Source organism: Ruegeria sp. ABM4_193 (assembly GCF_056158705.1).
On the sequence record NZ_JBSWTT010000001.1, the window covers coordinates 276,784 to 291,460 of the forward strand.

Sequence of the window (14,677 nt, forward strand, 5' to 3'; positions counted from 1 at the left end):
CCATGCAGGTCGTGAACCAGATATTCCGCCGTATTCCGGTATGGGCCATTTATCTGCTTGGGGCGCTACCTGCGCCCTGGCTGTTCTATCTGGGCCTGACCGGGGGGTTGGGCATCGACCCGATCGAAGCGTTGGAGCATCGCTATGGCGAACTGGCCCTGCAACTTTTGATCGCTGGTCTAGCAATCACGCCACTGCGCCGGTTCACTGGTTTGAACCTGATGAAGTTCCGGCGTGCGATCGGAGTGCTGACATTTTCTTATGTAAGCTTGCATCTTTTAGTTTGGCTGATCTTGGATGTACAGCTTCCCAGTCAGATCTGGGCGGACATTCTCAAGCGTCCCTACATCACGGTTGGCATGGCGGCCTTCCTTCTTTTGGTGCCGCTGGCGGTGACATCCAACAATTGGTCGGTGCGCAGGTTAGGGCCTCGTTGGCGCAAGCTCCACCGTCTGGTGTACCCAATCGCGCTGTTGGGTGCCTTACACTACGTGATGTTGGCCAAAGGGTTCCAGATCGAGCCGCTGGTCTATCTGACGATCATTCTTGCACTTCTTGCCCTTCGTTTACCGATGCCGCAACTCGTTTCCGGATCGAAAACGGCCGATTCAGCCTGACTCGGAAGCGAGTCTGTGGGTAACTGTGTGCACAAGGGTGCGGTGCTGCGAGTTTTGGGGTGTCGCAAGCGAGTTTCAGCCCCATTTTCCGTCTTTGATCTAGGTTAACCATTTGATTTTGTTTTATTATTTTTGTGGTTTCAAAAAACTTTTGGATTTTTGTTTTTTTGGGTTGCGGGTTTTGGGAGTAAACCTTAGAACCCCCTTCACCGGCGCTGCTGAGGCGCTGGGACGCTGCGGAAGCGGCGGTGACGCTCGGGAGAGACCGGGGGCATCTGAGGTTAGGGTTTAGGCGGGCGCGCTGATGTTATTGGCGCAACGGTCTGATTTTTGGCTCTGGGTGTTATGTTCTTTGACATTGATGGATAACTGAAGAGATATGTGGGCGGTTTGGTTCGTTTCGACGGATTGAATGTCTGTATGTCGCGCTCTTAGGGGTTCGCCTCGATGATAGAGTGTCAGCTTCACTGTTTGAGTGGTTCACTGATTTCTTAGGAAATCTGTGTACATCAAACAGATGACTTTTGGTGCGTTCTCTGGCCTAGCCGGGTTGGGGGAAGCTTATTCGCGCTCAAGTAGCCGAATAGGCGGTAGCGCACTAAAGATGTGCAGAGGTTCGAACGTCAAGGATATGATGGCAACATCATTTCAACTTGAGAGTTTGATCCTGGCTCAGAACGAACGCTGGCGGCAGGCCTAACACATGCAAGTCGAGCGCCCTTTCGGGGGAGCGGCGGACGGGTTAGTAACGCGTGGGAATATGCCCAGATCTAAGGAATAGCCACTGGAAACGGTGAGTAATACCTTATACGCCCTTCGGGGGAAAGATTTATCGGATTTGGATTAGCCCGCGTTAGATTAGGTAGTTGGTGGGGTAATGGCCTACCAAGCCTACGATCTATAGCTGGTTTTAGAGGATGATCAGCAACACTGGGACTGAGACACGGCCCAAACTCCTACGGGAGGCAGCAGTGGGGAATCTTGGACAATGGGGGCAACCCTGATCCAGCCATGCCGCGTGAGTGATGAAGGCCTTAGGGTCGTAAAGCTCTTTCGCCTGTGAAGATAATGACGGTAGCAGGTAAAGAAACCCCGGCTAACTCCGTGCCAGCAGCCGCGGTAATACGGAGGGGGTTAGCGTTGTTCGGAATTACTGGGCGTAAAGCGCACGTAGGCGGATCGGAAAGTTGGGGGTGAAATCCCGGGGCTCAACCCCGGAACTGCCTCCAAAACTATCGGTCTAGAGTTCGAGAGAGGTGAGTGGAATTCCGAGTGTAGAGGTGAAATTCGTAGATATTCGGAGGAACACCAGTGGCGAAGGCGGCTCACTGGCTCGATACTGACGCTGAGGTGCGAAAGTGTGGGGAGCAAACAGGATTAGATACCCTGGTAGTCCACACCGTAAACGATGAATGCCAGTCGTCGGGTAGCATGCTATTCGGTGACACACCTAACGGATTAAGCATTCCGCCTGGGGAGTACGGTCGCAAGATTAAAACTCAAAGGAATTGACGGGGGCCCGCACAAGCGGTGGAGCATGTGGTTTAATTCGAAGCAACGCGCAGAACCTTACCAACCCTTGACATCCTAGGACCGATCCAGAGATGGATCTTTCACTTCGGTGACCTAGTGACAGGTGCTGCATGGCTGTCGTCAGCTCGTGTCGTGAGATGTTCGGTTAAGTCCGGCAACGAGCGCAACCCACATCCTTAGTTGCCAGCAGTTCGGCTGGGCACTCTAGGGAAACTGCCCGTGATAAGCGGGAGGAAGGTGTGGATGACGTCAAGTCCTCATGGCCCTTACGGGTTGGGCTACACACGTGCTACAATGGTGGTGACAGTGGGTTAATCCCCAAAAACCATCTCAGTTCGGATTGGGGTCTGCAACTCGACCCCATGAAGTCGGAATCGCTAGTAATCGCGTAACAGCATGACGCGGTGAATACGTTCCCGGGCCTTGTACACACCGCCCGTCACACCATGGGAGTTGGTTCTACCCGACGGCCGTGCGCTAACCTTTTGGAGGCAGCGGACCACGGTAGGATCAGCGACTGGGGTGAAGTCGTAACAAGGTAGCCGTAGGGGAACCTGCGGCTGGATCACCTCCTTTCTAAGGATGTTTCTAGCATCACAGAGTTCGCTCTTGATCGTGAAACACTTAGCAGAAGATCAACAAACAAAGTTGGTCAAACTCATGAGCCGAGCCGTCCTCATATCTCTTCAGACATAGCGTGAGCTGCTGCTCATGCAGATCGGTTTTGCTTAAGGCAAGCTGGCCCTCTCGGCAGATTTGCATGGCAAATCGCCTGCCGGGCGACGCCGATTTTGCGGGGCAAAATCAGCTGGGTCGGTAGCTCAGGTGGTTAGAGCGCACGCCTGATAAGCGTGAGGTCGGAGGTTCAAGTCCTCCTCGACCCACCAAGCCTTTTGCGGAGCAAGGGGCGATTTTTGTGGGGCCTTAGCTCAGCTGGGAGAGCGCCTGATTTGCATTCAGGAGGTCAGGAGTTCGATCCTCCTAGGCTCCACCATTTACCCGATCAGATCGTTAAGCACCGTTTTGGTTCTTAACCGTCCGATTGGACGTCGCTTCTTCGGAAGCCTTGACATCGTATAGAGAGAAATCAATCAACACTGTTTGATCGCGCCGAGTGAGGCGTTGATCTCAGTTGGTCCTCTTCGGAGGAGGTTCGATTTGGGATGTTTCCTCGTCCCTCTTTGGATATCCCGGCTGAAACGAACAGAGTTGTCCAAGTCAAGTACACTAACCCGCATAACTTAACGGTTATGCATTGTCTTCTATCCTCTGCGTGGGGCCGACCGACATCGGCAGCGCGGGTTCCAGGATGGAAGGCGGGAAAGTATGCTTTTGGTTCAGGAAAAGGGGTTGGTTGTTCCAGCTTCCGACCCATGGATTTGCTTTGCAAATCCAGTCTTTCTTTTTCTGGATCAAATCAAGCGCGAGAAGGGCGTTTGGTGAATGCCTTGGCAGCAAGAGGCGATGAAAGACGTGATACTCTGCGATAAGCCATGGGGAGCTGAGAATAAGCTTTGATCCATGGATTTCTGAATGGGGCAACCCACCTGAAAGCTTCATATTGTTATCTTTGATACTCAATATGGGGTTTAAACAGGTACTTAAGACCTGAATACATAGGGTTTTAAGAGCAAACCCGGGGAACTGAAACATCTAAGTACCCGGAGGAAAGGAAATCAATTGATACTCCCCTAGTAGCGGCGAGCGAACGGGGACCAGCCGAGCCAGATAAGTGACTAGAACATGTTGGGAAGCATGGCCATAGCGGGTGACAGCCCCGTATAGGAAGCTTTGACGGACGTATTAAGTAGGGCGGAACACGTGAAATTCTGTCTGAAGATCGGAGGACCACCTTCGAAGGCTAAGTACTCCTTGCTGACCGATAGCGAACCAGTACCGTGAGGGAAAGGTGAAAAGCACCCCGACGAGGGGAGTGAAACAGTACCTGAAACCGAACGCCTACAATCAGTCGGAGGATCCTCGAGATCTGACGGCGTACCTTTTGTATAATGGGTCATCGACTTGGTCTCACGAGCAAGCTTAAGCCGTTAGGTGTAGGCGTAGCGAAAGCGAGTCTTAATAGGGCGCATGAGTTCGTGGGATCAGACCCGAAACCGAGTGATCTAGGCATGGCCAGGTTGAAGGTAAGGTAACACTTACTGGAGGACCGAACCCACATCCGTTGAAAAGGATCGGGATGAGCTGTGCCTAGGGGTGAAAGGCCAATCAAACTCGGAGATAGCTGGTTCTCTGCGAAATCTATTTAGGTAGAGCGTCATCCGAATACCCCGGGGGGTAGAGCACTGGATGGGTAATGGGGCCCCACAGGCTTACTGATCCTAACCAAACTCCGAATACCCGGGAGTACTAGATGGCAGACACACTGCGGATGCTAACGTCCGTAGTGGAGAGGGAAACAACCCTGACCTACAGCTAAGGCCCCCAATTCATGGCTAAGTGGGAAAGCAGGTGGGACGACCAAAACAACCAGGAGGTTGGCTTAGAAGCAGCCATCCTTTAAAGATAGCGTAACAGCTCACTGGTCTAAATAAGTTGTCCTGCGGCGAAGATGTAACGGGGCTCAAGCCATGAGCCGAAGCTTAGGATGCCGTAAGGCATGGTAGCAGAGCGTAGTGTGACATAGAACTCATCCTGTATTGCCGCCGGTTATGTGGTGCGCGTAAGCGCGCTCAAGTAGCCGAATAGGCGGTAGCGCAGGATAGAGTTCTTTCGATGAAGCCGGCGCGTGAGCGATCCGGTGGAGAGATCACTAGTGAGAATGATGACATGAGTAGCGACAAAGAGTGTGAGAGACACTCTCGCCGAAAGTCCAAGGGTTCCTGCTTAAAGCTAATCTGAGCAGGGTAAGCCGGCCCCTAAGCCGAGGCCGAAAGGCGTAGGCGATGGGAACTAGGTTAATATTCCTAGGCCAGGAGGATGTGACGGATTGCAGGTGTAGTTCAACCTTATCGGATTGGTTGGGCTGCTGAGCAGTTCCTGGAAATAGCCCTCCATCAGACCGTACCCTAAACCGACACAGGTGGACTGGTAGAGCATACCAAGGCGCTTGAGAGAACGATGTTGAAGGAACTCGGCAAAATACCTCCGTAAGTTCGCGAGAAGGAGGCCCGGTTCCTAGGCAACTAGGGGCTGGGGGCACAAACCAGGGGGTGGCGACTGTTTATTAAAAACACAGGGCTCTGCGAAGTCGCAAGACGACGTATAGGGTCTGACGCCTGCCCGGTGCCTGAAGGTTAAAAGGAGAGGTGAGAGCCTTGAATTGAAGCCCAGGTAAACGGCGGCCGTAACTATAACGGTCCTAAGGTAGCGAAATTCCTTGTCGGGTAAGTTCCGACCTGCACGAATGGCGTAACGACTTCCCCGCTGTCTCCAACATCGACTCAGCGAAATTGAATTGCCTGTCAAGATGCAGGCTTCCCGCGGTTAGACGGAAAGACCCCGTGCACCTTTACTACAGCTTCGCACTGGCATCAGGATTGTGATGTGCAGGATAGGTGGTAGGCTTTGAAGCGGAAACGCAAGTATCCGTGGAGCCTCCCTTGAGATACCACCCTTCGCACTCTTGATGTCTAACCGCGGTCCGTTATCCGGATCCGGGACCCTGCGTGGCGGGTAGTTTGACTGGGGCGGTCGCCTCCTAAAGCGTAACGGAGGCGCGCGAAGGTTGGCTCAGAGCGGTCGGAAATCGCTCGTTGAGTGCAATGGCAGAAGCCAGCCTGACTGCAAGACTGACAAGTCGAGCAGAGTCGAAAGACGGCCATAGTGATCCGGTGGTCCCGAGTGGAAGGGCCATCGCTCAACGGATAAAAGGTACGCCGGGGATAACAGGCTGATACTGCCCAAGAGTCCATATCGACGGCAGTGTTTGGCACCTCGATGTCGGCTCATCTCATCCTGGGGCTGGAGCAGGTCCCAAGGGTACGGCTGTTCGCCGTTTAAAGAGGTACGTGAGCTGGGTTTAGAACGTCGTGAGACAGTTCGGTCCCTATCTGCCGTGGGTGTAGGAGACTTGAGAGGAGTTGCCCCTAGTACGAGAGGACCGGGGTGAACGATCCACTGGTGGACCAGTTGTCGTGCCAACGGCAGTGCTGGGTAGCTATGATCGGACAGGATAACCGCTGAAGGCATCTAAGCGGGAAGCCCCCCTCAAAACAAGGTCTCCCTGAGGGCCGTGGAAGACCACCACGTCAATAGGCCGGAGATGTAAGCGCAGTAATGCGTTCAGTTGACCGGTACTAATCGCCCGATAGGCTTGATTTGATCCAGTAACAGAAAGACAAGACCAACCGCCTCAAGGAGAGACGGTAGGCGATCAAACAAGACCAAAAGCATACACCAAACTTGACAAAGGACAGCGCGTGCCAACGCAAACGGCACTGTTGATTGAAAACACAACCGGGCAGGACCGCGCATCCGCTTCGCGAATACGCTGCCTCCTGCTCGTCGCTTTTTTGCTTCGCAAAAACAGCGACGTGGGCTTTTCCTCGGTTTGGTGGTCATAGCGCAAGTGAAACACCCGGTCCCATACCGAACCCGGAAGTTAAGCACTGCCGCGCCAATGGTACTTGGGCTTAAGCCCCGGGAGAGTAGGTCACCGCCAAACCTAGTAAAAGCCCAACAATCTCTCTAATACGATGAAAATAATACCTGGCCTCAAGTAGCCGAATAGGCGATAGGCCCACCAAAGCGTCGCGGGGTGGAGCAGTCCGGTAGCTCGTCAGGCTCATAACCTGAAGGTCAGAGGTTCAAATCCTCTCCCCGCAACCAAAATCCAAACAGCCCGTTCGATCTACAAACAGTCCACTGGACTGTTTGCTTAACGATCAAACCTCGTCAGGCTCATAACCTGAAGGTCAGAGGTTCAAATCCTACTCCCGCAACCAGCGATATTTGCGAAACCGCCTCAGCCATGTCGGCTTGGGCGGTTTTTGCTTTTTTGCCAGACGCTAAAGCGAGAATGCCGGCAAGATCTCCATGCAGATCAATGTCATATCCATCTTCAGATGGTGTCAGCACCACTTTGTCGATCAGAGCGCGCAGCGCCTCGGCAGCTTCGCGGCGTACGTCGGGCTCATTGAGGGCGTTGGCAAGATCGCTGACTTTGGAGTGATAGAGCCTCGACATGTTGGGGTGCAGCACAGGTTGGGGCGCTGGCGCCGCGTTCAAGAAACACAACGGACAAGGTAGTTCGTAGAGAACAAGTTGAAAATAGAATGCGAGAACCAACACTAGGCAAACAGCCAGAACACCAAGCGCGTTCATATTTCGGGCAAATTCAGGTGACATGGAACAATCTCACAATTGGATTGAAAGCGGCGTTGTTGCATGAAATTTTAGCCAATAAACGCTCGCCAAAAGCGTTACTGCGAAGAGTGCGTATGAAAGGCGAACGAGTTTGTAGTAAGCGAGCCCCAAGGCGCATGTGAACAACGCAAATAGTAATGCAATCATATTGATCCCTTTGACTTTTTGGCCTTGTCGAGACTAGCAGGCACTGAGGACACCGTTTTCTTTTTCGAAAATAGGTTCTGAGCTCCAGAACAAATCTCGCATAATCTTCCGCCTTGTTTGAGATATTGTCCCCTTTGGGGTTTTACTCTATGCCTCAGGATTCTCCGAAGAACTCCCGAGCTTGGCGAGTTCGTCCCAAACGCCTTCAGGGATGGGCCACTCTGCCCATTCCATTGCCTGTTGAACATGCTGAGGCCATGTCACTCCGCAAACCGTCGAAGTAATGTCGTCGTTTTTTAAAGAGTATTGCAACGCGACCGCTCCGACTGGGACATCGTAATGCCCGCATACCTCTTCAACAGCACGTATTGGCGCAAGTACTTCATCATCTGCAGGTCGATAGACATAAAAGCGATGGATCGCGCTGCCTCGGGCCAGTGCACCTCCGGAATACGGTGCTGCGTTCAATATCGAAACGCCTCGTGATTTCGCGAGCTTTATTAGAGGTGCCGCGTTATCGTTCACCACAGTATGCCTGTTGTGTGTCAGGACCACGTCAAAATCCCAACTCTCCAAAATTGGCATCATCAAGTCGATACGTCCCGCCGCGATTCCGACCGCCTTGGTCAGACCTTCCTCCTTGATACGGAACAACTCTTCAATCGCGCCACCCCGCCCTTTGACCTCAGATAGGTCACTTGCATATTCGAAATCATGGACGTGGAGTATATCAACGCTGTCGACGCTTAAGGCCGTAAGACTTTCCTCGAATGATCTACGTGCCTGAGAACCATCAAAAGCACCGGTTTCCATGTCCCGGTCGATTTTGGTGGAAAGCACTCGCCCTTCCGGCCAACCACCAAGCTCACGAATGACTTTGCCTATGCGCTCTTCACTTCGTCCCATGGCATAGCAACGGGAAGTGTCCAGGAACGCATTTGGCTGCGAAAGAATTGCCCGAATTGTATCAATCGCGCGGTCTTCCTCAACTTCATACCCATAGATTTCCGGGATACTTCCCAACCCCGTCGATCCAAACCCGATGCGAGGAACCCGTATCCCAGTCTTGCCAATTTCGCGTAACTCTGCCATGCCACCCCCCCCAATTGGTTCAGGACATTCATAGATGTTGCGCCAGTAGTTTATTGAAAACAAGTCAGGCTTGTTGCTGGAGTTACTCTCAGGCCTCAACGCAATCGTTCAAGCCGAAAATTCACAAAGCTTTTTCGCGAATGGCAGAAATGTCCGCGTTGCCGACTTTGGAAGACCTGATGGGCCACGAAACAATGCGAATGACCGTTTTGAGCCCAAAGCGGACTACTAGATATCCGATCTCAGTAGGTGGCAAAAGAACCAGACTGTCGTTAGCAACCTTCGAGATGCAGCATTCGGATCGACAGCAAGTTCACGGCAAAAATATGAAAGTTTTCACCTGAAAATTTCCACTATTTGTTCTAGAGAGAAGTAACTGGACCACTTGCCAAGCTACGTTCAAGGCGACCTAATAGATTTCCAAAAAAATCCGCAGGACGACTCTCAACCTTTTTATGGAGCTTGTGAATGAATCAGGGTTCAAATGATAAAGGTCCCGCTCCAGGTTTCTGGGGGCTCACTTTCTGGTATCAGTTGGTCGTCCTTGTGTTCTTGACAATAGCGTCGTTAGTCCTCGCTTCGTCTGTACTGGTTCCCCTGTTTTTTGCGGCTCTCCTGTTCGTTCTCCTCACAGCGACTGCAGATCGCATTGGTAAATTCAAGATATTTGGAAAGACTGTCCCGAATTGGTTTGCGCATTTGGCCGCAATTTCAATTGTGTTAATCGGCCTCTCGCTTGTTCTGTCGATACTATCCAGTCAAGCCGGTGAGGTTTCGGAAGCTTTTCCGCGCTACGAGGAACGGTTTTCCAGCATAATAGCAAAGCTGGTTTCACTTGTTGGGCAAGACAACTATGCAGCCGCGGTAAAGGCTTTGGAACAAATCAACCTGGCTGGGTTCGCGACAGGAGTGATCGGGTCTGCTGGGGCGTTCCTAAGCGCTTTTTTCCTGGTGCTGCTCTATGTGCCATTCATGTTGGTTGAACGCGTTCCAATGCGCGCCAAAATCAAGCTCGCAATCAAAGACAGGGAAGCCGCTGAAAAAGTTCGTCGTGTTCTTGAGAGCACGTCGGACAGCATTCAAAAATATGTTGGCATCAAAACGCTGGTGAGTGCACTAACTGGCTTGGGCAGTTATACCGTGATGGCATCCGTCGGCCTGGACTTCTCTGAAACCTGGGCGGTTCTTGCGTTTTTGTTGAATTTTATCCCGACAGTCGGCTCTATCGTCGGCGTCGCGCTTCCTTCCATTGTCGCACTGGTACAGTTTGAAGAAGTCGTGCCCTTTCTTGTGGTTCTGATTGGTTGTGGCGCGGTTCAATTCTCTATCGGCAATATCCTGGAGCCAATGCTACTTGGGAAAAGCCTGAATTTGTCGCCATTCATGGTCATTTTGGCGCTCACTTTTTGGACTGCGATCTGGGGTATTGCCGGAGCGTTGATGAGCGTCCCGATCACCGTGTGCATCATGATTGTGCTTTCGAATATCCCGTCTACGCAGCCAATCGCGATACTGATGTCCGGTGATGGGAAGATAAACGACACTGACGCAGTGAACAGCTAAGCGCGAGAGACGTTCGCCAAAATGGGTGGCGGCTTTTTACCAGACTCTATCGGCGAGTGTATGTGCCAGCCCCGAATAAGACGTTGGAAACACCGTGCGAAGTCTGAGTTTAAGGAGAGACCCGCACTACATACCGCTTGGGAAAACGAAGTTCAGCGCTTTTGGTTTAATTGAAACCTCAAAGCGTTGATCAATCATCGGCTCGCCGTCCAAATTCATATGAAACGGCTGGGAGGTTTCCAAAACCATAGATCTCAGACGAGAGCGTTGCACAACACCCTCTTCGGGGTCCGAAAAATCCGGTAGCCTGCCAAAGGGCAGGTTTTCTGGCATCAATCGCTCCGTGGAGAGCACGCTTAAATCGAGCAACCCATCGGAGACCTTCGCTTCCGGTGCCACGTCAAAACCGCCACCTGCATAGCGGCTGTTCGCAATCGCGATTGCGGAAATGGAAACGTCGTACGGGTCTTTATCATCAATTGAGATCTTTGCTGGAACAGATTTTGCATCAGATAGGCGAGCAAGCCCAAACAGCGTGTACGCGAGGCCGCCGAGCCTTTTCTTCATTTCCTTGGGTGTCGTTGCAGTGATCATCGCTCCAAAACCGCCGCTTGCAACATTCACAAACGGACTGCCGTTTATGTATCCGACATCAATTGGTTGCGCGTCTTCCGATGCTGCAACTCGAACAGATGTTGCCAAGTCCAAACCCTTGTCACCATACGACCGGGCGAAATCATTTGCTGTCCCCAACGGAACAAGACCTAGCGAGACAGGCGACCTTGACTTCAACTTCAAAACAGCATTCGCGACCGAGTTCAAAGTGCCGTCACCACCGCCCGCGATCACCCTGGTTACGCCATCGCTTACGGCTTCTCGAAGGGTCTTCCTCAAGTCTTTTCCTGACCAAGGAATACAAACCCTAATGCCAAGCTCTTTTTCCAATGGGCGGACAGCAGAACGCAGATCGGGTCTTGCTGCGGACTTCCTATTGAGAACTAGCAGGGTACGTTTGGCCATGGTCCCAGCATAAAGCTCTAACAAGTTGGAGCAACCGCCTTAACATTTCTTAATGCAGGGGCGCTCCGGCAATTGAAACTTTATTTGCGCTAGCCAACCCCTAAATGACAGTAGTCAGTTTTGTCCGCAAAGGAGCCATTCTCTCTGCAGTACATTAATGACTGCGATGCGGGACAAACCTGTCTTACAGTGTTTTACGCGAACGTTCGCTTTCCGCGCTTTGCGGAAGCCGTTAACAAACCAACAGGGCGGATAAACAGTCTCCTTTACCCAACAAATGGTTGACCAATGATAACCTAAGCCGTCCGTTCAATCTTGGACGTAGAAGCATGCCTAGTCGGCGACTAGTGCCACTAAACGCCGGGCTGAAGAGCATTTCACGGTCAATTCGTTGGTTGCCCGATGTGAAAGTACTCACTTTACAAGGTCAAAATGCCCCTATCAGCAGTGAAGAACCAACCCAAAAGAGTGACGTCTGACACTACGCTGGTGTCGCAACAATCCTAGCGGCGTATCAGCTTCCCAGACATACTGATTTGACCTCTCGCAAATGCAATCCGAGCATCAGTAAGGTCGGCCAGAGTAGATAGGTTTGGATTTCAACGTTCTCTCCAAAGGTCAGCAGGAGAACTGTGAGCAACAGCCCGAGCGGCAGCCTCCCGCGTTCCGACTTTATGGCGTCCAGGGTGACGATTGCTAAATGACCGAGGAAAGGAACGAGAAACGCGGCAAATCCGGTCAGCCCTTTCACGAATAGCAATCCGTACCAGGTGTGATGGCTGCCGATCGGCATGTACTCAACAAGATGCGCACCGGGTCTGACTGTGCCGTGCCCGAAAACCATCGCATCCGATTGCCAGCGCTCATACGCTATACGCTGCAGAGTTTCGCGTACGCGGGTACTATCGGCGCGCGCGGATTTGAACCTGTAAAGGGCTCGGTTGCCGAATTCGACAAAGACTGCGCCCCAAACGGCTACGGTGGTGGTGACTGCAGACAATAGAATCCACCCCAAGCTGCGGGCGACAAGTGGCAAGAGGCGGGGTGACAGCGAGCAGATCACCAATCCGACCATACCCATTCGGGACTTGGACATAAGGATCATCAGAACTCCGGCAGCCAAGCCGATGACCTTCCAGCTGCTGTGTTTTTCTTCCAGGGCAAATAGGACCATGCAGACACCCAACAAGGCTGCGAATGGCGACCAGGGCGCAAAGAACTGCCACCGCGGCGTGCCGCTGGCGGGGTCGATTGTATACAGGTAGACCGAGAAATATTCAGGTCCCGGGCCGCCCACTGCTTTAAGGGGAGATGTAAACAGCAGATGCGGCAGACCGGCATACGGGGCGGCAATGAGCAACGGCAGAAGGCACAAGGTCCAAAGGCCTACCACACATTGCCCTCTGACCAAAACCTCGCGCCGTATTGGCAAAACCGCCCCTGCTAGGATAAACAACGGGATCAGCGCCCAACCCTTTGCCCATCCGATAGTCGATTTGATCGTTTTGGTGGTGCCGAGGTTCCAATCCGCATGGCCTGCCCAAAGTGAGACCAGCATCACCAGCATGCCAACGCTCCAGATCCAGACCAGAGCAGGTACAGGGCCCGTTGCACGCATATCCAAACGGATCACCGGGCCGAGATAAAGTGACACCCCGGCTATCGTAGCCAACATCCAACCTAGCACCGGACCGACAACATACAGCGCGCCAAGCCCGTAGAACGGCCATGTCCAGATTAGCGTACACCAGACGATCTTTTCGGCTGGCGTTTGAGGGGCCACACGCGTCAAACTGCGGCCTCTTTCTGGTCTTTCAGCAGCTTTGAGATCAGCGGGTTCCGGATCCATGCCAGAACCAAACCCATCAGCAGCATAAGGCTTGCAACGATCCCGGCGGCAATCGAGATCTTCTTGTTCGGCGAAGACGGGCGAGTCGGCAGAGACGGGTTCTCCAGCACTTGGATCAAGGGATAGGAGGCATAGACATCGGTCTTTTTCGACTCGGACCGCGCGATGGCAGAGGCGAACACGGCTTCTGCCACGGCGAAATCTCTCTGCCGGTCCTCCAATTCAGCGGCGATAGGGGCGAGGTCTGACAGGCGCAGGGTTTCCAAACGAACTTGCGCGCGCTGTGTCGCGACATGCTCTTCCAATCCGGCGCGCAAGGCATCTTCGCGCACCAACTCGCTGAGCAACTGCGCCCGTTGCCCTTCCGGCGCGCGATCCAGTCCACCGAGCTGCTCGACCTCAAGACCAGTCACCTGCGCCGCGCGTTTTAAAGCAACCGAACGCGCCCCTTCATATTCGTTTTGGGCATTCACATAGATTGGGTGGCGCGATCCGTAGGTCGCGTCGGCTTGCGCCAGCTTTGCAGCCCCCACCGACACATCCGCAAGCAACGATAGGTACTGCGCATCAGCATAGAGTTTCAGCGTTGCCGCCGCTGCGTCGGAGGGCAGATTCAACGCGACTTGAAGCGCGGCGACACGTTCCGATTGGCGTGCCAGCTCGCTCTCCTGCGTTCGGAGCTCCTGCTTTGCACGGTCATTAGCGGCGACCTGCTCTTGGTATTGCGCGACTGATATCAGACCGCTTTGCGATTGCAGCTGTTTGATCTCGGCCCGCGTGGCCTGAATTGCGCTCGTGTAGTCTTCGATCGCGCCGGTATTGCTGGCCTCACGGGTGGCAATTTCATCGGCGCGCAGGGCGTCAATCTCAGCGAAAAAGGCGGCCACCAAGGCGTCTCCATATTGCTGAGCGTCTGCCGGAGAGGCCGCCTGAAGCTCGATATGGATCAGGCTGGTTTGATCGACCAGTTGCACCCGCGGCTTTCCAAACGCGTCCCGGTCAGCCTCTACCGCTTTGGCTGCCGCGTCGAGTATACGGTCGGCCGACAACAAACGTTTATACGTCTCGGTCGGGCTGATTGACCCGTTGGCAAAGGCGGAATTCGCGTACGAGGATGCCTGACCGATATTGGCCAGATTGACCGATGCCGAAGCGCCAGATCCTGGCAGGATTAATGATGCGTGAGAGGTGTATTTGACAGGCGCGGTCGCCAAATAGCCGCTGATCGGGGCCCAGATGCAACTCGCCCCAAGAAGGTATAATGCCACGTAACGAGGCAGGCGGCCTACATCGCTAAGGCGCCCGCCCTTTACGATGCGGCGCCACCCGAGCGTTCTGAAATTGGATCGGGAAATGCGCACCCAATGCAGAAATTGCATGTCGCGCGTGGACTCAGAGGAGTTCGAAATCTGTTGCGGCATGGAAAAACCCTTTCTTACAAGGGTGATACACCGCATCTGATTGCTGATCATTCGCTCACCAGGCTAGGGGCCGAGGGGATTGGGAGCGTCCCCTATCCCTTCGGATAGTT

Annotated in this window: 8 protein-coding genes, 3 tRNA genes and 3 rRNA genes; 8 read left to right on the forward strand and 6 right to left on the reverse strand. The window is 53.3% G+C overall.

The genetic code is table 11. The features are described from left to right. The first annotated feature begins 2 nt into the window (after positions 1-2). From msrQ to ACXADZ_RS01390, 7 genes are all read left to right on the forward strand, one after another. A complete protein-coding gene (msrQ, locus tag ACXADZ_RS01360; protein WP_475198448.1) occupies positions 3-617 on the forward strand; it encodes a protein-methionine-sulfoxide reductase heme-binding subunit MsrQ in 615 nt (204 codons plus the stop codon). Between the two features lie 649 nt (positions 618-1,266). Further along, positions 1,267-2,726, forward strand: a 16S ribosomal RNA gene (locus ACXADZ_RS01365). 234 nt (positions 2,727-2,960) lie between these two features. Then, positions 2,961-3,037 (forward strand) — tRNA-Ile (locus ACXADZ_RS01370). A 31-nt stretch (positions 3,038-3,068) separates the two neighbouring features. Beyond that, positions 3,069-3,144 (forward strand) — tRNA-Ala (locus ACXADZ_RS01375). A gap of 421 nt (positions 3,145-3,565) precedes the next feature. Further along, positions 3,566-6,431, forward strand: a 23S ribosomal RNA gene (locus tag ACXADZ_RS01380). Positions 6,432-6,659: 228 nt separating this feature from the next. Further along, positions 6,660-6,774 (forward strand): 5S ribosomal RNA (gene rrf, locus ACXADZ_RS01385). The 16S, 23S and 5S rRNA genes sit together here with 3 tRNA genes alongside, the layout of an rRNA operon. An 87-nt stretch (positions 6,775-6,861) precedes the next feature. Next, positions 6,862-6,938 (forward strand) — tRNA-Met (locus tag ACXADZ_RS01390). A 72-nt stretch (positions 6,939-7,010) separates the two neighbouring features. Here the strand turns inward: ACXADZ_RS01390 and ACXADZ_RS01395 are convergent. The 3 genes from ACXADZ_RS01395 to ACXADZ_RS01405 all read right to left on the reverse strand — a co-directional run bounded on the left by ACXADZ_RS01395 (position 7,011) and on the right by ACXADZ_RS01405 (position 8,714). After that, positions 7,011-7,457: a hypothetical protein gene (locus tag ACXADZ_RS01395; protein WP_475192188.1), complete on the reverse strand. Its 447-nt coding sequence runs from the start codon at positions 7,455-7,457 to the stop codon at positions 7,011-7,013. 9 nt (positions 7,458-7,466) lie between these two features. Further along, on the reverse strand, positions 7,467-7,622 hold the full coding sequence (locus tag ACXADZ_RS01400) for a DUF5993 family protein (protein ID WP_253284635.1): 156 nt from the start codon (positions 7,620-7,622) through the stop codon (positions 7,467-7,469). A gap of 147 nt (positions 7,623-7,769) precedes the next feature. Beyond that, a complete protein-coding gene (locus tag ACXADZ_RS01405) occupies positions 7,770-8,714 on the reverse strand; it encodes an aldo/keto reductase (RefSeq protein WP_475192190.1) in 945 nt (314 codons plus the stop codon). Positions 8,715-9,182: 468 nt separating this feature from the next. Between ACXADZ_RS01405 and ACXADZ_RS01410 the strand changes: the two genes are divergently transcribed. Next, positions 9,183-10,277, forward strand: a complete 1,095-nt coding sequence (locus tag ACXADZ_RS01410) for an AI-2E family transporter (protein ID WP_475192192.1) — start codon at positions 9,183-9,185, stop codon at positions 10,275-10,277. A gap of 126 nt (positions 10,278-10,403) precedes the next feature. On the opposite strand, the gene ACXADZ_RS01415 is transcribed toward ACXADZ_RS01410, so the two are convergent. From ACXADZ_RS01415 to ACXADZ_RS01425, 3 genes are all read right to left on the reverse strand, one after another. Continuing rightward, positions 10,404-11,297 carry a YegS/Rv2252/BmrU family lipid kinase gene (locus tag ACXADZ_RS01415; RefSeq protein WP_475192194.1) on the reverse strand — a complete coding sequence of 298 codons (894 nt, stop codon included), beginning with the start codon at positions 11,295-11,297 and terminating at the stop codon, positions 10,404-10,406. A gap of 514 nt (positions 11,298-11,811) precedes the next feature. Next, a complete protein-coding gene (locus tag ACXADZ_RS01420; RefSeq protein WP_475198450.1) occupies positions 11,812-13,080 on the reverse strand; it encodes an O-antigen ligase domain-containing protein in 1,269 nt (422 codons plus the stop codon). Positions 13,081-13,085: 5 nt separating this feature from the next. Beyond that, complete coding sequence (locus tag ACXADZ_RS01425) at positions 13,086-14,567, reverse strand: GumC family protein (RefSeq protein WP_475192196.1); 1,482 nt, start codon at positions 14,565-14,567, stop codon at positions 13,086-13,088. Positions 14,568-14,677: the final 110 nt, after the last annotated feature.

Excerpts from the sequence above, each read along its gene's own strand:
- msrQ (WP_475198448.1), top strand. The coding sequence starts at position 3 with ATGCAGGTCGTGAACCAGATATTCCGCCGTATTCCGGTATGGGCCATT.
- ACXADZ_RS01395 (WP_475192188.1), bottom strand. The coding sequence starts at position 7,457 with ATGTCACCTGAATTTGCCCGAAATATGAACGCGCTTGGTGTTCTGGCT.
- ACXADZ_RS01400 (WP_253284635.1), bottom strand. The coding sequence starts at position 7,622 with ATGATTGCATTACTATTTGCGTTGTTCACATGCGCCTTGGGGCTCGCT.
- ACXADZ_RS01405 (WP_475192190.1), bottom strand. The coding sequence starts at position 8,714 with ATGGCAGAGTTACGCGAAATTGGCAAGACTGGGATACGGGTTCCTCGC.
- ACXADZ_RS01410 (WP_475192192.1), top strand. The coding sequence starts at position 9,183 with ATGAATCAGGGTTCAAATGATAAAGGTCCCGCTCCAGGTTTCTGGGGG.
- ACXADZ_RS01415 (WP_475192194.1), bottom strand. The coding sequence starts at position 11,297 with ATGGCCAAACGTACCCTGCTAGTTCTCAATAGGAAGTCCGCAGCAAGA.
- ACXADZ_RS01425 (WP_475192196.1), bottom strand. The coding sequence starts at position 14,567 with ATGCCGCAACAGATTTCGAACTCCTCTGAGTCCACGCGCGACATGCAA.